The sequence below is a fragment of the Aeromonas sp. QDB11 genome, from assembly GCF_027705265.1.
GTDB classification, from domain to species: domain Bacteria; phylum Pseudomonadota; class Gammaproteobacteria; order Enterobacterales; family Aeromonadaceae; genus Aeromonas; species Aeromonas allosaccharophila.
In genome coordinates, this window is record NZ_JAPDBM010000053.1 from 1 (window position 1) to 22982 (window position 22982).

The window sequence follows — 22982 nt, forward strand, 5'->3', positions numbered from 1 at the left end:
GTTGCGCTCACACTCTGGCCAGACCCTTCGCTGTTGCCGCTGGTCAGCGCATCTTCGTGCACCTGACCGGCAACCCGAACCTGCGCCTCTTCACCGCCAGCAAGTACCGGCACATCATCTTCCACGTTGATGGCAAAACTCCCCGCCGGAAAGCCACCTGTCAGCGGGTCTCCGTCACCATCGGTGGCGGTCAGTACGCCAGAAAAGTCGATGCCCATAGCCGACAGTTGCTCACTGTCGTTACCATCTGCAACCGGATGGTCCAGTGGACCACTCAAGGTAAAGCTGTAGCTGCCATCGGCACCCACAGTCAGGGTAAAGATCGGCACGCTACCCGCACTGGCTGTCAGCACATTGCCCGCCACACTGTAGTTCAGCGCCACCCCACCGCTGGTCAAGGCCTGCCCTTCCAGGCTGCTGACATCACTGCCAAGGCCAAAGCTACCTGCCCCATCGGCACCAAAGTTGACCAGCCCATTGAGGGTACCAGCCAGCCCTGTTGCGCTCACACTCTGGCCAGACCCTTCGCTGTTGCCGCTGGTCAGCGCATCTTCATGGACCAAACTGCGCACAGATTGTTCTTCCCCATCAGCCAGAGTTGGTATGTCATCCAAAATGGTGACATCAAGGGTATCGCTGGCCGTATCACCATCACTATCGATCAGTACAACGCTGAAGCTTTCGCTCAGGGAGGTGTCATTGACGGGTCTTGTATGGTTTTCATTATCGCCAAGGGTATAGCTGTAACTGACTTGCCCTTCACCGGTCGCGGGGTTGTAGGTCACCGCTGTGATGGTCAGTACATTTCCTAATGGGCTGATAATGGACTGTGGAAACGACGCGCCTAACTGGCCATCGGTGATCAATGTAACGCCCCCCAGAGTCAAGCTCTGGACGCCGTCAGGAGCATTGAAGGTAAACACCCCACTTTGCGTCAAGGCTGCAGCGTTGGGAGCCGAGCCATCCGCTAAATTGGTATCGCTGACTTGTACCTCACCCCCTTCCCGATCCAGCCCAGCCAGATCTACTTCTTCATCAACCGGAGTGATGGAGATAACGAGTGTTGATGTCACTGTGTCCTGGCCATCAGTCACCTGATAATTTATTGGGGGAACGGCGCCATCATAGTTAGGCGCTGGCGTGAAGGTATAACTCCCATCCGGATTGATGCTCAGCGTGCCCACACCAGTAATAGTGGCAGCAACTCCAGCAGGCACACCGATGTTGATACCCCAGTCATATGAAACGATAGAGGCATCAGCTGGTCCATCAGGATTGGTGCTATTTTCGAGCAGATTACCGCTGACCTGAGAGTCTTCGAGGGTCACGACGGCTTCACTCAAATCATCAAGTTGATTCTCAAGAATTAAATCTTCTGCCTGATTTTCATTGATAACGACACCTGTATCGTAAGTAGTATCAAAACCGGCCTCGGCAATGGTCGCATCACCAGTTCGATCGATAGTGACAAAGCCACCATTACCACTCGCTCCGGCGACGCCTCCAATACCGCCACCACCACCGGCAGCAGGAGCACCACCAGCTGCAGAAGCCTCAAAATTCTGAGTAGGGTCCACACCTTGCAGAATCGATTGCTGCAATGCGGCAATATCGGAAGGGGCGCCTTCGGTGGGCGAAGCCCCTTGCGGTTGACCTGGCTCAACCGACTCGGAACCCGTAGGTGAATTCTGTGCAGGTGTGTCGTCATAAGGGGAAAGTGCCAGCTTGGCATCATCCGCTATGGTCAACTTGGCTCCGGGTTGGAGGATTTCACCTTTTTGCAGAGGGCGGCTGCTTCCATCAGCCAACACAATCTCCACATTCCCTTCGATGGCTGAGACAACCACGGACTTGTCGATAATTTGGGTACGCATATCCATTGCTCCAACGTGACAGATCTTGATGTCTATACGGTAGAAGGTGATAGCGTTCTGTTCCGTTGCAAAAATGTATGCATTTCGATCTGCATCGAACAGGTACACGGAAAAAAATCGAAGAGTTCAGTTTTTTCAATATAAATCAGAGCTCTATAGGCAGCCCCATTCAGCACTACGTGTACTTTGATTATATAAAGATGGAGAAAAGAGAATAGATAGATATAAAAATGACCCCATTCGGGGCCATTTTATGGCGTCTTATTCAAGACAATGGGAAGGTGGGGTGAACAAATCCCTGATAACCATCGATATGCAACTTGGAGAGCAACTCGACTTGATGTTGATCTTCGACACGGGTCGCAATGGTGGTCACACCCGCATTGTGCGCAGCTCGGCACACTGCGGCCAAGAATGAGGTGTCAGCTCCCGGCTCCATAACCTGGCTGGTATAACCATGGTCGACCTTGACATAAGCTGGCGACAACTCCTCCAGATAACCCAGCGACTGGAAGTGACGACCATAGTGGTCAACCCCCCACTGGAAGCCATGTGCCTGCAAAGTGCCCACCAATGCAGCGACGTTATCTTTATGCTTCATGATGGCGACTTCAGGTATTTCGAATAGCAACCGCTCTTTCAACTCGGCATGATCGGTCAGATAGCCCGTCAGCCAGGTTAAAAATTCATCCGAGCAGAGCGAGCCAGCAGTGATGTTGATCGCCAGCACCAGATCAGACTGCTTTTGTAATAAAGGAACGCAGGCATCGAGAACCGCCTGGTCAAACTCGCCACCCAATTTGAACTGTTCAATTGCGGGCAAGAACTGGCCAGCAAAATAGTCTGTGCCATCACGGGAGATAGAGGCAAACAGCTCGGCATGCAACCTGGCGCCATTATCGAATCGGCAAGCTGGTTGGGCTTTGAAACGCCAGAGTTGCCGTGAGATGGCATCTTGGACCAAATCTCGCCAGGCCAAACGCCCCATCAAACCTTGTTCGGTGCCCCCTTCCATCACGACAGCACCGCGGCGTTCATTGCGCGCCTTGCCAAGCGCATTATCGGCCTTGGTCAACAAGGCAGAGAGATCATCATTACCATCACGACCGGCAATACCGATGACGGAGAGCGCATCGCCTTCGCCCATTGGATTCACCACCAGATCGGCGATGCGGCTATTAATCACTTCAGCCAACTCCTTGAGCTGAGTGAGGTCGTCGGTTGGACATAGCAACGCATATTCCGTCGCAGAGATCCGTGCCAAGGCTGCGCCATCCCACCCTTTTAATTGCTCTTTCAAGGCCTGTGCGATCGATTTGACCATGTTGTCTCTGGCCGCAAAGCCTTCATCACGATAGATATCGTCCAGCATATCGACCGCAACAAGCATGACACCACCTTGACCAGCCTCTGCTATCCATGCGTTTACCTGACCCACAAAATAGGCTCGGTTGCCAAGCCCCGACACAGCATCGACATAAACCCGTTCACGCAATTTCTCGGCCTCATCGGCTTGCTCTTTGAACTGCAACGCCAACTTGCCTGATAGGGTATTGATCGCTTGAACGACCTGCTTCAATTCATGGGTGTTAGGCTCCGGTATCGTATGACCAAAATGGTGCAGCTCAATCTCGACTGCCTGTTCACAGATCTGTTTGAGTGGCTTGAGCAAGTAATTAAGTGCTCTCATCAACAAAATCGTGGTGATCAAGAAACCGACCAGAAACCAGCTCGCCAGTTCGCTCATTCCGCGCCACAACTCGTAATAAGCCTGGCCCGGATGGCCAACCACTTTTAATTTTCCAAGCTGCAGCCAGCCAGACGTCAAAATTGACTCGTTGGATACCTCGGGAAACAGCCCCAAATTGATAAACCACTGCGGCACACCCTGAATGGTGTTGGTATTTTCCTGCTCGATAACATCCTTTGATGCCAGCAGATCGAGGCGAACCAGTCGATAATAGCCGCCATCAAAGATGGCCTGGATCACCGACTCGGCACCGACCTTGTCACCATTCTCCAGATAGGGGGTGAGAGCAAGCCCAAGTGAGGTTGCTGTATTGATGACCGTTGTTTCCTGTTGCTGCGCCAGATAAGTGCGGGTTGAATTGAATTGCACCCAGTATGTGGCCGCAAATAACAATCCAAACAGCAGCAGCATGGTGGCTAATAACTGTCGATAGAGCGTCATAGGTTAATCATCCAAATTCACCACAGGCCGAGCCAATCGCCCCGATGTCATGCGATTGCGTAAATCATTCCATAATCCCAAGCGAGATGATTGACCAGCCAGTTCCCCTTGGCCACGCGCCTTCATCAACCACAAGTGACTACCGTTAAAGCTATAAATAGGTACCAGATCCCGACGTTGACTTGCCGGACGGATAGAACCGATAAGATTGTCCAGGATCACCGGGACCGATGATGGCGTCTCGTAATAGGCAACAACCATATGAAACTGGTTATAATCGAGCGCCTTGACGTACACCATCCTCATTTTTTCATCCGGGATACCCAATTCAAGCAAAGTTGAATATTTGGCAATACTGAAGTCTTCACAGTCTCCCCCAGCTGCCCCCAAAAATTCCAACGGGGTTGCCCAATAATCTTTCTTACGCCACAACTTGATATCGTCAATAAAACGCATCCGATTGAAAAAATTATTTACCCGTTCGAGCTTTTTTTCTTCGCTCAGGGCTCTGCCCTTCGTCTCCATGACCAGCATACGCCAACTGGTAACACGCTTGCCGGCTCTGACGCCATAAGTCTGCTCCGCCCGCTTGATCAAGTTGAGATCTTCTTGTGGCAAAGGCTGACTGGCACAGAGCAACAGTGAGAAGGGTAACAGCAGGATCCATAAGGAGTGGCGCAGAGCACGTAGCGATCGGTATCTCCATTCATTGAGGAGATAACACCATCTGCCACCGATCCCGCTCCGGAGTGTCACATCATATTCCTGCTGCATTATTGCTGCTGCACTCCTCAAACCCGTGCAACCACCTGCTTTAGCCAAACATGGTGACTGCAAGCAGCAGTCACCATGATGGCGTCCATCATCCCGGCTGGATCATGGGCAAACGGTTATTGCTTGGCCTGCCATTCAGCGGGTTGTTTGACGCTAAATGCATTGAGCAGGCTGCCTGTCGCGTTAAGAATGCGATAGTCCGCCAGCAGTGCATCATACTCGGCAGTGATGTAGCTGCGACGCGCCTCGAACAATTCGTTCTCGGTGTTCAATACGTCCAGCAATGTCCGTTGACCCAAGCCAAACTGCTTCTTATATGCCTGTACGGTATCGTAGCTGGCGTCAACATGCTCTTTCAGGAAGGTTTTTTGCTTGGCCAGCGACTCTTTCGCATTCCAGGCCAAACGAGTTCCTTCCTCCACCTGGCGGAACGCATTCAGATGAATGTCTTTCGCCTGAGAGTAGAGCGCCGATGTTGCATTGCTCTCTGCCACATCAGAACCGCCACGGAACAGGTTGTAACGCATCCGCACCATGGCGGTCAGGTCATCGTTACGTCCTTTGACCGCATCGATATCCTCATTCCAGTTCTGATCTACCTCAAATGTCACATTGGGGTAGAAACCGGACTTGGCACCTTCATGCTGATACTTGGCCGCTTCAATATCCTGCAGGGAAGATAGCAGGGTCGGGTGGACTTCGGTCGCCGTTTTCAGGGCAGTATCGAGGCTGGTCGGGATAAGCTCGGTATTGGGAACCGGCTGTACCAGATCTTTGGGAACCTCGTTCACGACACGAATAAATTCACTCTCTGCATCGCGATAGTTGTTCTCGGCAGCAGCCTGGTTCGAATAGGCTCGAGCAACACGACCATCGATCTGGGTCTGGTCTGCGGTAGAACCCAGCCCGGAATCAGTCCGCTTGCTGATGTCGCTGCGGATCTGTTCGTGTGTTTCCAGGTTCTGCTTGGAGAGCTCCAGGATCTCCTGCTGGCGCAGCATATTGAGGTAGACCTCAGCTACCCGCAGCGCGGTGTTCTCTGCCTCGGAGATCATCGCCAGACGCTGGGCATTGGCTTCAGCTTCTGTTCTGGACACGTTGTTGCTGACATCAAAGCCATCAAACAACATTTGCCGTAAACTCAGTCCTGCCTCTTTACGAGTCATGGAGTCATCAATATTGCTGTTGGCGCTGGCAGCCCGGGTAGAAGGACTGTCAGTTTTTTCATAGCCTACGCCACCACGCAGATCGATCGTAGGATAATAGCCACCCTTTGCTCCATCATGCTGATAGAGGCGTGCCTGATAAAGATCAAACGCTTCCTTGATCTTGGGATGCGTTGCGAGTGTCTGTGCCACCGACTCTTCCAGAGTCTGAGCCTGACCCAGGCCGGGGATCAGGGTGATGCCACTGACCAGCATGGCAACAATCGTTTTTTTCATGTTATCTCCAGTCATGTTTTGTTTTTTAGATTGTTGGCTTATCGTTCTCTCAGTGCCGACTGCCTTGCCCTTAATATGGGTTTCAGCAAATAGTCTAGGACACTTTTTTTACCAGTAATGATATCAGCACTGGCTAACATACCGGGGATGATGGGAAGTGCGTTAAGCTCATCGCCCAAGTAACTCTTCTCGGTACGCACCCGAACCAGATAAAAGGAGTTCCCCTCCTCATCCTGGATCGAGTCCGCACTTATCTGTTCAACCTTGCCATGCAATCCTCCATAGATTGTAAAGTCATAGGCAGTAATTTTGACGATGGCCTCCAGCCCTGGACGCAGGAAGGCAATATCTTTCGGTGATACTTTGGCCTCCACCAGCAAGGTATCCTCCAGCGGCACGATCTCCATCAAATCCATGCCGGGCTGAACCACGCCGCCCAGGGTGTTGATCTTGAGTTTTTTAATGGTGCCTTTAAGCGGTGCGATCACACTGGTGCGATCCACCCTGTCTCTCAAGCCGACCTGCCCCTCTGACAACTGGCCAAGCCGCCCCTGCTTCTCATTCAGTTCGGTCTGGGAGTCTGCCCTGAACTTCAGCGCAATATCGTTGCGCTTGGAGATGGTCTCACGCAACACCGAATTGAGTTTTGGAATCAGCAGGCGGTTGCTCTCCAGCTCCCCCTGCATCTCGTTGACCTGACGCTCCAACTTGATTAGCTCCACTTGAGGCACTATACCTTCTTTCGCCAGCGGACGACTAATATTGAGCTCTTGTCTGGCCAAATCCACACTGCGGTTCACGGTACGGATTTTGGCATTCAGTTCGATCAGTTCCTGCTCTTTCTGCTCGATCTGCTGACCAAGAATATAGAGCTGGTTCTTCAGGTTATTCAGACGATCCCGCTGTACCGAGCGCTCACGGTTGGCATATTCGGCAAAGACGGTTTCATAACCATCGGGGAACTGGATAGGTGCCTCTCCCACTACCACCTGTTCACGCCATCCCAGCGCAGGCTCATTTTTCACCTCGACACTGGCCATCTCGGCGCGCAGACGGGCCACATCCCCTTTCAGGGTGACCACCTCCTGCTCACGCTCACGAAAATCGGAGCGGAAACGGGTGTCATCGATGCGCAGCAGTGGCTGCCCCTTTTCGACGATGTCGCCCTCCTTGACGAAGATCTCTTTGACGATCCCCCCTTCCAGGTTCTGGATCACCTGCAGTTGGCGGGATGGGATCACCTTGCCCTGACCCACGGTGACTTCATCAAGCTCGGCCCAGGCCGCCCAGACGATGGCGCTCATGAAAAAGAGGAAACAGCACCATAGCAGGATGCGAGCGCCGGTCGGCGTGGTCAGCAGTACAGCCGCAGCACCATCATCGACAAACTCCAGATGCTCGGGTGCTGGCAATACATCGCCGGAAGGCGCCTTTTTGCTGCGTTTGAACCAGCTCATGATCCCCTTAACCATGAGACACCTCCTGCACACGCACCTTGCCTTCCTTCAACTGCTGCAACACCGCCTCTTTGGGGCCATCAGCAACAATTTGCCCCTGTTCGATGACAATCACCCGTGACGCCACATCCAGCATCGAGGTCTTGTGAGTGATGAGGATCAAGGTGGTTTCCGGGCCGAGTCGAGCCAGCTCCTGTTTCACCTGCATCTCTGACTGGTTGTCCATGTTGGAGGTCGGCTCATCCATCACCAGAATGGGGGGATCATTGAGCAGGGCGCGCGCCAGCAAGATCGCCTGACGCTGGCCACCGGAGAGCTGGCGGCCCCCCTCGCCAATCTGGCGGTCCAGCCCGTTGGGATCCCGGTTGGTAAAGTTGGTGACGCCCGCCCGCTTGGCGGCACGCAAAACCCGCACATCATCCACTAGTGGATTGCCCAGCATGATGTTGTCTCGCACCGAACCAAAGAACAGGATGACATCTTGCGGGACACAGCCGATATTGCGGCGGATCACCGCAGAGGGCAGCTGATCCAGTTCAAATCCATCGATGCGCACCGAACCATCGGTCGGCCGATACAGTCCCATCAGCAATTTCTCAAGGGTCGTTTTGCCCGCACCAATCCGGCCGATAATCGCCACCTTTTCACCCGGCTGAATACGCAAATTGATATTGTGCAGAGTGCTGGTTTCCATTCCCGGATATTTGAAGGAGACATTTTCAAATTCAATGCGACCGGCAATCACCGGATGATGAATATATTGCTTGCCCTCCTCCTGCTCCCCCGGGGTTTGCATGATTTTTTCCAGAATATCCAACGCAGACTTGGCCTGGTTATAGCGGGTCGACAGCACGGAGAGCTGCACCATGGGCGCAATCGCTCGGCTGGAGAGCATCACGGCAGCAATCATCCCCCCCATGGTGACCAAGCCTTCGGATATCTGGTAAACACCGACGATCACCAGTCCGACGGTCACCACCTGCTGGATGTAACTGGCCAGCGATGACATGGAGTTGGTAATGCGGCGGGTCTGCACGCCCCAGGTGGAAATATGGGAGACGGCCTGTTCCCAGCGATGCTGGAACATACTCTCGGCACCGAAGATCTTGACGGTTTCCAGCCCGGAAATACTTTCAATCAGGTTGGCGTTTTTCTGGGAGGCCAGACGCGAGCCCTCTTCGATGGACTGCTTGAGCGGCTCTTGTATATAAAAGCTATAGGCGACCAGGATCAGCATGGCCACGATGGGCACAACCACCATCACGCCGGCAAACATCCAGATGATAAAGAGGAAGAAAACGGCAAAGGGAAGATCGATAAGCGTCGAGACGGTCGCGGAGGTAAAAAACTCCCGCACCGATTCAAACTCCTGCAGATGTTTGGCGAAAGCACCGGTAGAGGCGGGACGAGACTCCATCCGCATGCCCATTACCTTGGCGAAAATCTTGGCCGACAACAGCACATCGGACTTTTTACCGGCGATATCGATAAAGTAGCTGCGCAACTGTCGCATCACAAAATCGAAGGTAAAGACCACCATGGCCCCGACCGCCAGTACCCAGAGCGAATCAAACGCCAGATTGGGCACAATCTTGTCATAGACGTTCATGGTGAACAGCGGGCTGGCGATGGCAAACAGGTTGATCAGAATGGAGGCGATCAACACATCACGATAGATGCCGCGGGATTCAAACAAGGTGCTCCAGAACCAGTGACCATCACGGGTTTCCAGCACCTTGGGCGAGCGTTCGTCAAACTTGAACTGCTTCTTCACATAGAAGAGGCGACCCAGATACTCATCACCCAATTGGGCAGCCGTCAGCCATTGCGCGGCATCACCGGCCTGCGGGAAGATCACCTTCCCCTGGCTGCGATCTTCGTTCCACTCCAGCAAAATGCAGGCGCCACCACTGCGCATCTGCAATACGCAAGGCAGCAGCAAGGGAGAGATATCGGCCAGTGGCTGGATCACTTCACGGGCGGATAATCCGCCCCGCTCGGCAGCACGGCAAAAGAGTGCGGTAGTCAGGCGTCCGGAGACCAGTGGCAACCCGGTCGTCAGGGCATCCTGACTGTTGGGCACACCATAAAAACGGGTCAAGAAGACCAGACACTCCAATAACTCATCAATACGACTTGTTTCTGCTTGCATAGCATCCTGTCACTGCATAAATGAGGCCGACACGAGGAATAACCACTCATATTATCCTGCAATAGCGACTCTCAACACCGAGTCACACTCCCACTGAGGTGCCTGTTCAGTAGATAAACCTGTCTGGATAAAGCGCAACATTCCCCATATTTACCCGCGAGGAAACAATTGCAGCATGATTCATTATTGGTAAAGCATGATTTCATCGATGTCATGCTAACACGCTAACCTGAGTGAATGCCGATGTTAATTGATAACGTCATTTTTTATGGCGCATCACTATATCAACCGAAACGTACCAAAACTATAGTTTACGGTATGAACTTTTTTATATAACCCTCTGTTTTTTGTAAAAATAATAACTACGCACTCAATTATAGGTCAGGAAGTATGAAGGGTCTTCCCAGCGCGTGACCTTGCGGGCCGCTCAATGAGAGGGCTTTGGCAATGTCCGCCATGGCCGTCCAGCGATTTTCACACCAGACCGGCGCCAGCAGGGTCGGACGGCGCGCCGATGCCGAGATCCGGTGATACACCACCTCCGGCGGCGTGTGCTGGATCATGGCGACAGCCGCTTCCACATACTGCTCCAGCGTCAATACCTCAAGCCGCCCCGCTTGCCACGCCTTGCCGAGGGTGCTGCCCTCAACCACATGAAGCGGATGCAGCTTGATCCCCTCAACGCCGGTCTCCACGATGCGACGCAGGGTATCGAGGCTGTCCATCGGCACTTCGCCCGGCAAGCCAACAATCAGATGAGCGCATACCTTGATGCCACGCTGATGGGCACGCGTCACCGCATCCACATAGGCGGCATAGCCGTGGCCGCGGTTGATCCGTTGCAGGGTCTTGTCGTTGGCGCTTTGCAGCCCGAGCTCCAGCCACACCTCGTAGCCCCGAGCCTGATAACCCGCCAGCAGATCCAGCACCGCATCCGGCACACAATCGGGGCGAGTGCCCACACAGAGCCCCACCATATCGCTCACCGACAGCGCCTCCTCATACATGCGCTGCAGATACTCGACCTCGGCATAGGTGCTGGTATAAGCCTGAAAGTAGGCGAGATAACGCTTGGCACGGGTCACTTCATCGCGGCGTGCCAGCAGTTGTTGCACCACGGAGAGCTGCTGGGCCGACTCGTCGGCAAAAGAGGAGACATTGCAGAAGGTGCAGCCACCGCGGCCCAGGGTGCCGTCCCGGTTCGGGCAGGTGAAGGCACCGTGGATGGAGAGTTTGTGGATCTTCTGACCGTGACGCTGCTTGAGATCCTGACCGAATGTATTGACGAGTTCGTGTAACTGCATGACACCTCCGCTAAAGGAGCGCCATTGTACGAGCTTGCGCAAAACAGGGGCTGAGCTGGATCAAGCTAGCGGAGGGGGCAAAACATATAAATATCCGGTCAATTTTGAATAAATATAGAGAAAAAGCGCAAAAAATGGAGTCTGGCAGATCGTTGACAATTCCAACAGTACACGTTCATATGAAAATGAGACCCGATAACCCACTGTTGAACAATGAAAAATTCAAAGAGACCCGACAGCACACAATTGCAAGCATGGGATATTGAAAATGTGATCCCTTCCGCTGTCAGCAACGTCGGGTTGGTAAAATTACTACATTCACCCACAGTCGCTGAGCGCACCATTGAACCTTTCAATGACGATATATTTAACCAACAAAATCAACTTACACAGAACAACCACAGCGCCTCAGCCAATTAATCCCTCCAATCCGACATTTTGTTATGCGAATGTAACCACAAAGACAAACCTGACCTGCGATTGACCTCGCCAGAAAATCCCATTAGTTTGGAGATTCGCCACGTCAGGCAGACGGAACCACAAGAGCCAATCGCAATTTATGCAGTCAGGTGATGACTGTGCGATGCAAGGCCGAGCAAGGGAGAAATGCAATGTCACTATATGATCCAAAGCTGGAGAGGGATAACTGTGGCTTCGGCCTGTTGGCCCACATGGAAGGGGAAGCCAGCCACAAGCTTGTTCGTCTCGCGATGTCAGCATTGGCTCGCATGCAGCACCGCGGCGGGATCTCCGCTGATGGCAAGACCGGCGATGGCTGCGGTCTGCTGCTGCAAAAACCCGACAGTTTCTATCGCGCGGTCGCCGAAGAGAAAGGGTGGCACCTTGGCCGCAAATACGCGGTCGGCATGCTGTTTCTCAACCCCGACCCCGTATTGGCGCAAGCCACTCGCGACATCATCGACGAGGAGCTGGAAAAAGAGACCCTGAGTCTGGTCGGCTGGCGCAAGGTGCCGGTCGATACCAATGTGCTCGGTCCCATCGCCAAAGCCTCCCTGCCCAGTATTGAACAGGTCTTTGTCAACGCGCCTCCCGGCTGGGTTGAACAGGATCTGGAGCGTCGCCTCTATATCGTGCGCCGCCGTATCGAGAAGCGCATCAACGACGACTACTTCTATATCGTCAGCCTCTCCAACCTGGTCACCGTCTATAAAGGGCTGTGCATGCCGGTGGACTTGCCGCGCTTCTATCTGGATCTCGCCGACATCCGCATGCAGGCGGCCATCTGCGTATTCCACCAGCGCTTCTCCACCAACACCAGCCCGCGCTGGCCGCTGGCCCAGCCGTTCCGCTATCTGGCCCACAACGGCGAGATCAACACCATCGCCGGCAACCGCCAGTGGGCCAAGGCGCGCAGCTACAAGTTTGCGACGCCGCTCATTCCCGATTTGCAGGAAGCGGCACCCTTCGTCAACACCACCGGCTCTGACTCCTCTAGCCTCGACAACATGCTGGATCTCTTCCTTGCCGGTGGTATGGACCTGTTCCGCGCCATGCGTCTGTTGATCCCGCCTGCATGGCAGAAGCACCCGAACATGGATGACGACCTGCGCGCCTTCTACGACTTCAACTCCATGCACATGGAGCCGTGGGACGGCCCTGCCGGTATCGTCATGACCGACGGTCGCTACGCCACCTGCGCGCTGGACAGAAACGGCCTGCGTCCGGCCCGCTACGTCATCACCAAGGACAAGTTCATAACCTTGGCCTCTGAGGTCGGCACCTGGGACTACACCCCGGACGAAGTGCTGGAGAAGGGCCGGGTCGGCCCGGGCGAGCTGTTCGTGGTCGATACCAGCAACGGCAAGGTGTGGACCAGCTTCGAGATCGATGACGATCTCAAGAACCGTCACACCTACAAGCAATGGATGGACAAGCACTGCACCCGGCTGGTGCCGTTCGAGCAGATGGACGACAGCCAGACCGGCCGCCGTGAATTTGCCGACGACCAGCTGAAGACCTATCAGAAGCTGTTTGGCTACTCCTTCGAGGAGCTGGATCAGATCATCCGGGTACTGGGTGAGAACGGTCAGGAAGCGGTGGGCTCCATGGGGGATGATACCCCGATGGCGGTGCTCTCCTCCGGCCCGCGCACCCTCTATGACTACTTCCGCCAGATGTTTGCGCAGGTGACCAACCCGCCCATCGACCCGCTGCGGGAAAACCACGTGATGTCGCTGGCGACCTGTATCGGTCGCGAGCAGAACGTCTTCAACGAGACCTTCGGCCACGCCCACCGGGTGCTGTTCCAGTCGCCGATCCTGCTTTACTCCGACTTCCACCAGCTGCTGGCACTGGAGGGAGAGTATTACCGTCATCAGGTGATCAGCCTCAACTTCAAGCCCGAAGAGGGGCTGGAAGCGGCCATCGTGCGCATCTGCGACGAGGCCAAAACTGCTGCCAAGAGCGGCACCGTACTGCTGGTGCTGTCGGATCGCGATATCAGCGCCGACACCCTGCCGATCCCGGCCGCCATGGCGGTGGGCGCGGTACAGCGCACCCTGGTAGACAACAACTTGCGCTGTGACGCCAACATTCTGGTGGAGACCGCAAGCTGCCGCGATCCGCACCACTTCTCGGTGCTGCTGGGCTTTGGCGCGACCGCCATCTACCCCTATCTGGCCTACGAAACCCTGGCCAAACAGGTTGAAGAGGGCGTGCTCACCATGTCCCTGCGCCAGGCCATGGTCAACTACCGCAACGGCATCAACAAGGGGCTCTACAAGGTGATGTCCAAGATGGGCATCAGCACGGTCGCCAGCTATCGCTGCTCCCAGCTGTTTGAAGCGGTGGGTCTGGCCAAATCGGTGGTCGATACCTGCTTCCGCGGTGTATCGAGCCGTATTCAGGGTGCCGATTTTGCCGACATCCAGCAGGATCAGCACAATCTGGCCCGTCAGGCCTGGCTGGTGCGCAAACCCCTCGCCCACGGCGGCCTGCTCAAGTTCGTCCACGGCGGCGAGTACCACACCTACAACCCGGATGTGGTGCAGACCCTGCAAACTGCGGTGCGCTCCGGCAACTATGCCGACTACAAGGAGTACGCCCGTCTGGTCAACGAGCGCCCGGTTGCCACCTTGCGCGATCTGCTGGCACTGAAGAAGGTCGACAATCCGGTGGCGCTGGATCAGGTGGAGCCGGCCGACAAGCTGTTCCCCCGCTTCGACTCCGCCGCCATGTCTATCGGTGCCCTCGGCCCTGAGGCCCACGAGGCACTGGCTGTCGCCATGAACCGCCTCGGCGGTCAGAGCAACTCCGGTGAAGGGGGCGAAGATCCCAAGCGTTTCGGCACCGAGAAGAACTCCCGCATCAAGCAGGTGGCTTCCGGTCGCTTTGGCGTCACCCCCCACTACCTGATGAACGCCGATGTGGTGCAGATCAAGGTGGCTCAGGGTGCCAAGCCCGGCGAAGGTGGCCAGCTGCCCGGTGACAAGGTCACCGCCCAGATCGCCAAGCTGCGCTATTCCGTGCCCGGCGTGACCCTGATCTCCCCGCCGCCGCACCATGACATCTACTCCATCGAGGATCTGGCCCAGCTCATCTTTGACATCAAGCAGATCAACCCGAGCTGTCTGGTGTCGGTGAAACTGGTCTCAGAACCCGGCGTGGGCACCATCGCCTGCGGCGTGGCCAAGGCCTATGCCGACTTCATCACCATCTCCGGTTATGACGGCGGCACTGGCGCGAGCCCCCTCACCTCGGTCAAATACGCCGGTTCCCCGTGGGAGCTGGGTCTGGCTGAAACCCAACAGGCGCTGGTCGCCAACGGCCTGCGCCACAAGGTGCGGCTGCAGGTGGATGGCGGCCTCAAGACGGGTCTGGACATCATCAAGGCGGCCATCCTCGGCGCCGAGAGCTTCGGTTTTGGCACCGGTCCCATGGTGGCGCTCGGTTGCAAATACCTGCGTATTTGCCACCTGAACAACTGCGCCACCGGCGTTGCCACTCAGGATGAGAAGCTGCGTCGCGAGCACTTCACCGGCCTGCCGGAGATGGTGATGAACTACTTCAAGTTCATCGCCGAAGAGACCCGCGAGCTGATGGCCCAGCTCGGCGTCACCCAGCTGACTGACCTGATTGGCCGCACCGATCTGCTGGAAGCCCTGCCCGGCCTCACCGCCCGTCAGGCCAAGCTGGATCTCTCTGGCATTCTGGCCCGTCCGGTTGCGCCGGCAGGCTCCAGCCTGTTCAGCCAGCAGCACAACCCCACCTTCGACAAGGGGCCGCTCAACCTGAAAATGGTGGAAGATCTGCTGGAAGCGGTGGAAACCTCAAGCGGCGGCGAGTTCCGCTACGACATTCGCAACACCGACCGCTCGGTGGGGGCGCGTCTCTCGGGCGAGATCGTCAAACGTCACGGCAATCAGGGAATGGCGGCGGATCCGGTCAAGGTGCACTTCAACGGCACCGCAGGCCAGAGCTTCGGCGTCTGGAACGCAGGTGGCCTCGAGATGATCCTCACCGGTGACGCCAACGACTACGTGGGCAAGGGGATGACCGGCGGCAAGCTGGTGATCAAGCCCCATGTCGGCGTGGCGTTCAAATCCCACGAAGCGGCCATCATCGGCAACACCTGCCTCTACGGCGCCACCGGCGGCAAACTCTACGCCGCAGGCACTGCCGGCGAGCGTTTCGCGGTGCGCAACTCCGGCGCCCTGGCGGTGGTCGAGGGAATTGGCGACAACGGTTGTGAATACATGACCGGCGGCATCGTCACCGTACTGGGTCAGACCGGCGTCAACTTTGCGGCGGGCATGACCGGCGGCTTTGCCTACGTGCTCGACGAGTGCGGCAACTTCGCCAAGCGCACTAACCCCGAGCTGGTGGAACTGCTGGACGTGGCGGATCTCGCCATCCATCAGGAGCACCTGCGCGGCATCATCACGGCGCACCTCAATGAGACCGGCAGCTCGCGCGCCGAGGAGATCCTGGCCAACTTCGACTCCTATGTGCCCAAGTTCAGGCTGATCAAACCCAAGTCCAGCGACGTGAAATCGCTGCTGGGTCACACCAGCCGTTCCAGTGCAGAACTCAGAATCCAGGCGCAATAAGGAGGGAACCCTATGAGCCAGAACGTATTTCAGTTTATCGATGTCCAGCGGGTCGACCCGCCCAAGAAGCCGCTCAAGATCCGCAAAATCCAGTTTGTGGAGATCTACGAGTCCTTCAATCAGCCGCAGGTACAGATGCAGGCGGATCGCTGCCTCGAGTGCGGCAACCCCTACTGCGAGTGGAAGTGTCCGGTCCACAACTACATCCCCAACTGGCTGAAGCTGGCCAAAGAGGGGCGCATTCTGGAGGCGGTGGAGCTCTCCCACCAGACCAACAGCCTGCCGGAAGTGTGCGGTCGGGTCTGCCCGCAGGATCGCCTCTGTGAGGGCTCCTGCACCCTCAACGATCGCTTCGGCGCGGTGACCATCGGCAACATCGAAAAATACATCACCGACAAGGCGTTCGAGATGGGCTGGAAGCCGGATCTCTCGAACGTGGTCAAGACCGGCAAGCGGGTCGCCGTCATCGGCGCCGGCCCTGCGGGTCTCGCCTGCGCCGACGTGCTGGCACGCAATGGCGTCACCCCGGTGGTGTTTGACAAGTATCCGGAGATCGGTGGCCTGCTCACTTTCGGTATCCCCTCCTTCAAGCTGGAAAAAGAGGTGATGCAGCGTCGCCGCGAGATATTCCAGGGGATGGGTGTGGAGTTTCGTCTCGAAACTGAAGTGGGCAAGGACATCACCTTCGCCGACCTGCTCGGCGAGTTCGATGCGGTCTTCCTCGGGGTCGGCACCTACAAGTACATGAAGGGCGGCTTTGCCAACGAAGAGGCGCCGGGCGTCTATGACGCCCTGCCCTACCTCATCGCCAACGCCAACCGCTTGCTGGGGTTCGAGAAGGCGCAAGCCGACTACATCGACTTCGCTGGCAAGCAGGTGGTGGTGCTGGGCGGTGGCGACACCGCCATGGACTGCGTGCGAACCGCTATCCGTCAGGGAGCCGCCAAGGTGATCTGTGCCTATCGTCGTGACGAGGAGAACATGCCGGGCTCCAAGCGGGAGGTGAAAAACGCCCGCGAGGAGGGGGTTGAATTCATGTTCAACCTGCAACCGGTGGCGGTCGAGCTGGATGCCAACGGTCGCACCGTCGGCATCAAGGTGGTGAGCACCGAGCTGGGTGAGCCCGATGCCAATGGCCGCCGCAATCCGGTGGTTATCGAGGGCTCAGAACAGGTGCTGGCCGCCGATGCGGTGGTGATGGCGTTTGGCTTCCAGCCCAACCCCCAGCCCTGGATGGCGGAGTTCGGCATCGAGCTCGACAACCGGGATCGCATCAAGGCGCGTGAGCAGGCGGAATATGCCTTCCAGACCAGCAATCCCAAGGTGTTCGCCGGTGGCGATGCGGTACGCGGCTCCGATCTGGTGGTGACCGCCATCTATGAGGGGCGCAAGGCAGCCGAAGGGATCATGGATTACCTCGCTGTCTAACCTGCTATTCCTCAGTCAACGCAAAACAGAGCCCCGCCAGTGCGGGGCTCTTCTTTTCAAACTCGGAATTTAAGGCTCGGAATACTCGCTGGCAGCGTGTCACTTATCGCCCATCAACCTCGTCTGGGGAGCTGCTAGATGCTCCAGCTCTCCGGCAACCGCTCGGTGAGGGTGGAGATGTACTCGAAGGTACGCGCCCGCTTGGGGGTGGTGAACATCTGGCGTGCGCTGCCCGCCTCCACCACCTCACCCGCCTCCAGAAAGATCACCTGCTGCGCTATCTGGGCGGCCAGCCGCAAATCGTGGGTGGCAATCAGCATGGTTGTTCCCTCCCGGGCCAACTGGCGCAGCACGGTCACCACCTCCTGGGCTAGCTCGGGATCCAGCGCCGAGGTAGGTTCGTCACAGAGCAGAACCTTGGGCGATGGCGCCAGCGCCCTCGCAATGGCAACCCGCTGCTGCTGACCTCCGGAGAGGGTGGCAGGCACCGCCTCGGCCTTGTGCCTGAGCCCCACCTTGTCGAGCAGTTGCAAGCCGCGCGTCTGCGCTTTAGCCCTTGGCCATTTCAGCACGGTTAGCAGCCCCTCTATGACGTTTTCCAGTACCGTCATGTGCGGAAACAACTGGAAATTCTGGAACACCATGCCGGTCTGCTGGCGCAATGCCAGCACGCTCTGGCGGGGTAGATGGTGAGAAAAATCGAGTTCGCTCCCCCCCAGCACCAATTGCCCTGCATCCGGCCGCTCCAGCACATTGACGCAGCGCAACAGGGTGCTCTTGCCACTGCCTGAGGGGCCAATCAGGGCGGTCACACTGCCCGCCACCATGGCAAGATCGATCCCCTTGAGCACCCGCTGCCCGCCAAACTGCTTCTCGATACCACGCAACCGGATCATAGGGCGACCTCCCGGGTCTCTTTGTGGGTCAACTTGCGCTCCAGCCGGTCTTGCAAGGTGGAGAGCACCGAGCTGAACAGCAGGTAGATGATGGCCGTCTCTATGTAAAGGATCAGCGGCTCATAAGTGACGGAGGCGAGCCGCTGGGCCGCCTGAAACAGCTCGGGCACGGTCACTGCTGCCGCCAGCGAGGTGTCCTTCACCAGCGAAATAAAGGTGTTGGAAAGCGGTGGCACCGCAATGCGCGCCGCCTGCGGCAGGATCACCCGCCACATCACCTGGGGCCAGTTCATGCCAATCGAATAGGCCGCCTCCCACTGCCCTTTCGGGATCGCCGCCAGAGTGGCGCGGATGATCTCCGAGCTGTAGGCGCCGATGTTGAGGGTGAACCCGATCACCGCGGCGGTGAAGGCATCCAGCACAATGCCGGCACTCGGCAAGCCATAAAAAATCAGAAAGAGCTGCACCAGCAGCGGCGTGCCACGAATAAGCCAGACATAAAAACGAACCAGTGCCACCAATGGTGTCGGGCCATATAATCTGGCCAGCGCCACCAGCAAACCGAGCAATATTCCCAAGACAAAGGTGATCAGGGTCAGTGGCACGGTAAAAATAAGCCCCGCACTAAGCAGGGGCCAAAAAGAGTCGATCATTAACTGCAACCAGGCTGGCACGTTAATTACCTCGCTAGTTATTATTTTCCGGCAATATTATTGCGAGACATCAGTACCAAAATATTTAAGAGATATTTTCTGGTAGCTGCCATCCTGTTTGGCAGTGCGCAGTGCCTGATTGATGGCGGCCAGCAATTCCGGCTGTCCCTTGGCGAGCAACACTGCCGATTGATCCCCCTTCGCCTCGGTCGCCGCCACCCTCAATTTGGCATCCGGTTTCTGTTTCTTGAAGTCGAGGAAAGAGAGGCTGTCGTTGATGGTGGCATCCACTCGCCCGGTCAGCACCAGCTGCAGTGACTGGTTGAAGCCCTCGGTGGCGACCACCTCGGCGCCCGATGATTTCGCCAGCTGAGCAAAGTTGCTGGTCAGCGACTGGGATGATTTTTTACTCTTCAGATCCGCAAAGCTGTTGATGCTGTGATTATCGCTGTGCACCACGATCACCGCTTTGGAGGTGATGTAGGGATCTGAAAAATCATACTTTTTCAGCCGCTCCGGCGTGATGGCCACTTCGTTGAGCACCAGATCGTAGCGCTTGGCATCCACCCCGGCGATGAGACCATCCCACTTGCCTTCGACAAACTCCGGCTTCACCCCAAGGCCTTTTGCAATCAGCTCACCAATCTCCACATCAAAGCCGACCAGCTTGCCGCTCTTGTCGTGATAGGTAAACGGAGGATAGGCGCCTTCAGTGCCGATTTTGATCGCACCGGCACTCTGGATAGCGGCGAGGCTGGACTGGGCTTGCGCCGATGTCATCAAAGCCAATGGAAGGGCGAACAGCACAAACAGGGAGTGCAGTTTTTTCATTATTCACCTCGTTATATTTGTAAACATCCAGCACGCTTGCCAACGATAATCCGGATTACCATGCAATTATTATTTTGAATCCTGCTGCTGCCAGCACCATTTAATCGGGTCACGCCACATATACGATGACTGCCAATTAACGATTGCACTTGGCGGCACCAGCAAAACATAACGCGGTGGTTCCCGTTGCCAAACCATGAAATATGAAGATGTTTAGTGAAATAATGAATAACGAAAAAGCAGTCCCACATTCGCTACTGATTGCGGGACACACTGTTTATTCATGATAAAAAAACACACTGCCAGCCCGATACCAAATCCAGGCCATCACCTGATCACAAACACACCACCAGCCACTCCCCCTTGCCGACCGGCACCAGCGAGGTGGCAAAGGCTGGGTCCTGCTCGACCTCGTCCATCCACTCCGCCATCTCGCTGCGATGGGAGATGGCGTTATCGACCACCAGCAGGCCACGGGGCGCCAACAGACGGCGGAGCTGTGGCCACCATGCCCGATAGTACTGACGATCCGAATCGAGGAAGATGAGCTGATAGCCGGCTTGCGGCAAGGTCGGTAACAGCTCGATCTATCCTCTTGGTTTGGCCTTTGGGAGTCAAATGATTGCTTTTAAACGCCATTCCGAGCGCAGAGGATGAGAAAATGACAACCATTTGAGGCAGAATTTGTGACGTCTATCTGTTACACTTCGCGCCCGCCATTTTCCGGCTCACTCTCTGACTTGATGTCAGGCGCAGCCGTCGGTGGTTACAACCTCCGTCTCGCTCATGCCGAGCTAACCAAGCCAAACACAGCCCAGCTGGAACACAGGAACCCATTATGAGATTTGAATCGTTCGATTTTGCCCCCGAGATTTTGCGTGCTGTCTCAGATTGCGGTTATCAGGAGATGACCCCTGTGCAGCAACAGGCGATCCCGGCCATTCGCCGTGGCCGCGATGTGCTGGCCAGCGCCCAGACCGGTACCGGCAAGACCGCCGCCTTTGCCCTGCCCATTGTGCAGCGTCTGGTAGACAATCCGGCCCCGGCCCAGCCTTCCAACGCCCGGGTGCTGATCCTGACCCCGACCCGCGAGCTGGCGGCCCAAGTGGCGAGCAACATCAATGACTTCGCCAAGTATCTCGATATCACCACCATAACCATAGTCGGCGGTGGCAAGCAGGACGTGCAGGCCAGAAAGCTGAAAGCGGGCGCTCACATCATTGTGGCCACCCCGGGCCGTCTGCTGGAGCACCTCACCGCCTGCAACTTCAGCCTATCCGGCGTCGAGTGTCTGGTGCTGGATGAAGCGGACCGCATCCTCGATATGGGCTTCAGTGCCGATGTGCAGAAGATCCTGCAAGCGGTCAACAAGACCCGTCAGAACCTGCTGTTCTCCGCGACCTTCTCCGATGCGGTGAAGAAGCTGGCCAACCTGATGCTCGACCGCCCGCAGATCGTCAGCGTCAACAAGCAGAACTCCACCGCCGACACCGTCAGCCACACCGTCTATCCGGTCGAGCAGAAGCGCAAGCGCGAGCTGCTCTCCGAGCTGATTGGCAAGCAGAACTGGCAGCAGGTGCTGGTGTTCGCCAGTACCCGCGAGAGCTGTGATGTGCTGGTCGAGGAGCTGAACCTCGACGGCATCAAGTCCGCCGTGGTCCATGGCGAGAAGGCCCAGGGCAACCGTCGCCGTGCCCTGCGCGAATTCATGGAAGGCAAGGTACGGGTTCTGGTCGCCACCGAAGTGGCCGCCCGCGGTCTGGACATCCCGGATCTGGAATACGTGGTCAACTACGATCTGCCGTTCCTGGCGGAAGATTACGTGCACCGCATCGGCCGTACCGGTCGTGCCGGCAAGCGCGGCATGGCCATCTCCTTCGTCAGCCGTGAAGAGGAGCGCACCCTGCTGGAGATCGAGGCCCTGATCGGCCAGAAGATCCGCCGCATCATGGTGCCGGGCTACGAGGTGAGCAGCCGTGACGAGCTGATCAAACAGCTGCAGGAGCGTCGCCGTTTCGGCAAGCGCCCGCAGCGTGAAGATAACGCCGTGGCTCAGGTGATGGCCGAAGCCAAACTGCAGGGTCAGCGCCTCAAGCGTCTGGCTGCAGCCAAGAAGCCCCGTCAGCCGAAATAAGGCGCACAGGCTACGCAATTGAACCGCAAAGGCGCCACTGGCGCCTTTGCTATCTCTGTCATCGGTGTTGACCTGTGGTGGTCAACTCAAGGATTGCTTATGACCTCTCCTACCTATAATCAGGCCCTGTTCGAGATGGCCACCCAGAGCCTGGCCGAATTGGCTCGCACCGCCGAACAAAAAACGGGCAAGCGCACCCCGGCGCAAGAGAGCCACTTTCTCTGCACCTGGATGGCGGACTCCCTCAAGGAGAAACGCTTCTCCCGTCTGGTGATGGAAGATTTGAAAGATTGGGTGCAGCTTGGCCGCACCCTGGGAGCGGGCGCCGATCTCAAGGGATTGCTGGAGCGCATCGCCTTCCAGTACCAGTGTGCCATGACCAACCCGCAGCAGCTGGGAGCCAAGCTGGCGGCGCTGCTGGAGGAGCTCTCAGCGGCAGGCTGGCTGGTGCTGACCGAGAGCGAAGTGAACGCCAAGCTGCGCCTGCAATCGGGCGGTCAGCCGAGTCTGGTGATCAGCCACAGCGAATATCAGGGTCACATCGAAGCGGGTGAGCTTGTCAAACCCCTCACCCTCTATGTGCGCGGTGACGAGAAGGTGCTGGCAGAGGCGGCCTTCAAGCACGGTCTGCTGCTGAGCCAGGGCAACAAGAAAACTACCCTGGTCAAGCACCACAAGGCCTACCGGCTGATGCCGGACAACGCCCAACCAGCGCTGGCACTGCTGAGCGAAGCTCGCCAGAGCGCCTGATCCCGCCAGTTTGCAGCAATAAAAAAA

The 22982-nt window shown here is 56.6% G+C and carries 14 protein-coding genes and 1 pseudogene; 4 read left to right on the top strand and 11 right to left on the bottom strand.

Annotation, left to right across the window (positions count from 1 at the left end; genetic code table 11):
• From OKC40_RS16380 to OKC40_RS16410, 7 genes are all read right to left on the bottom strand, one after another.
• Window positions 1-1982 (bottom strand): retention module-containing protein (locus OKC40_RS16380; RefSeq protein WP_270795988.1); only part of this gene is annotated, 1982 nt, incomplete at its 3' end.
• Window positions 1983-2139: 157 nt separating this feature from the next.
• Complete coding sequence (locus OKC40_RS16385) at window positions 2140-4065, bottom strand: EAL domain-containing protein (protein WP_182939396.1); 1926 nt, start codon at window positions 4063-4065, stop codon at window positions 2140-2142.
• Between the two features lie 3 nt (window positions 4066-4068).
• Window positions 4069-4821, bottom strand: a complete 753-nt coding sequence (locus OKC40_RS16390) for a transglutaminase-like cysteine peptidase (RefSeq protein WP_232099253.1) — start codon at window positions 4819-4821, stop codon at window positions 4069-4071.
• A 134-nt stretch (window positions 4822-4955) separates the two neighbouring features.
• A complete protein-coding gene (locus tag OKC40_RS16395; protein WP_042057685.1) occupies window positions 4956-6281 on the bottom strand; it encodes a TolC family outer membrane protein in 1326 nt (441 codons plus the stop codon).
• Window positions 6282-6319: 38 nt separating this feature from the next.
• Entirely contained in the window at window positions 6320-7753 is a 1434-nt protein-coding gene (locus OKC40_RS16400; RefSeq protein ID WP_162491778.1) for an HlyD family type I secretion periplasmic adaptor subunit, read from the bottom strand.
• A complete protein-coding gene (locus tag OKC40_RS16405; RefSeq protein WP_042057686.1) occupies window positions 7746-9890 on the bottom strand; it encodes a type I secretion system permease/ATPase in 2145 nt (714 codons plus the stop codon). Before OKC40_RS16405 ends, OKC40_RS16400 begins: the two co-directional genes overlap by 8 nt.
• Before the next feature lie 374 nt (window positions 9891-10264).
• On the bottom strand, window positions 10265-11194 hold the full coding sequence (locus OKC40_RS16410; protein ID WP_197929690.1) for a TIGR01212 family radical SAM protein: 930 nt from the start codon (window positions 11192-11194) through the stop codon (window positions 10265-10267).
• A gap of 611 nt (window positions 11195-11805) precedes the next feature.
• On the opposite strand from OKC40_RS16410, the gene gltB reads away from it, so the two are divergent.
• Window positions 11806-16263, top strand: a complete 4458-nt coding sequence (gltB, locus tag OKC40_RS16415; RefSeq protein ID WP_270795990.1) for a glutamate synthase large subunit — start codon at window positions 11806-11808, stop codon at window positions 16261-16263.
• Window positions 16264-16275: 12 nt separating this feature from the next.
• Entirely contained in the window at window positions 16276-17691 is a 1416-nt protein-coding gene (locus OKC40_RS16420) for an FAD-dependent oxidoreductase (protein WP_021229438.1), read from the top strand.
• A 134-nt stretch (window positions 17692-17825) separates the two neighbouring features.
• Here the strand turns inward: OKC40_RS16420 and OKC40_RS16425 are convergent, their stop codons facing one another.
• From OKC40_RS16425 to OKC40_RS16440, 4 genes and pseudogenes are all read right to left on the bottom strand, one after another.
• Window positions 17826-18587, bottom strand: a complete 762-nt coding sequence (locus tag OKC40_RS16425; protein WP_270795992.1) for an amino acid ABC transporter ATP-binding protein — start codon at window positions 18585-18587, stop codon at window positions 17826-17828.
• Window positions 18584-19240 carry an amino acid ABC transporter permease gene (locus OKC40_RS16430; protein WP_263084025.1) on the bottom strand — a complete coding sequence of 219 codons (657 nt, stop codon included), beginning with the start codon at window positions 19238-19240 and terminating at the stop codon, window positions 18584-18586. Before OKC40_RS16430 ends, OKC40_RS16425 begins: the two co-directional genes overlap by 4 nt.
• A 57-nt stretch (window positions 19241-19297) precedes the next feature.
• The gene (locus tag OKC40_RS16435; protein WP_270795995.1) at window positions 19298-20071 is read right to left on the bottom strand and encodes an amino acid ABC transporter substrate-binding protein; all 774 of its coding nucleotides are present in this window, start codon (window positions 20069-20071) and stop codon (window positions 19298-19300) included.
• Window positions 20072-20406: 335 nt separating this feature from the next.
• Window positions 20407-20652 (bottom strand): annotated as a pseudogene (locus tag OKC40_RS16440) (O-methyltransferase); the annotation flags it as partial.
• A 257-nt stretch (window positions 20653-20909) separates the two neighbouring features.
• Between OKC40_RS16440 and OKC40_RS16445 the strand changes: the two are divergent.
• A complete protein-coding gene (locus OKC40_RS16445) occupies window positions 20910-22205 on the top strand; it encodes a DEAD/DEAH box helicase (protein WP_270795996.1) in 1296 nt (431 codons plus the stop codon).
• Window positions 22206-22304: 99 nt separating this feature from the next.
• The gene (locus OKC40_RS16450) at window positions 22305-22955 is read left to right on the top strand and encodes a DUF2913 family protein (RefSeq protein WP_270795998.1); all 651 of its coding nucleotides are present in this window, start codon (window positions 22305-22307) and stop codon (window positions 22953-22955) included.
• Window positions 22956-22982 lie beyond the last annotated feature (27 nt).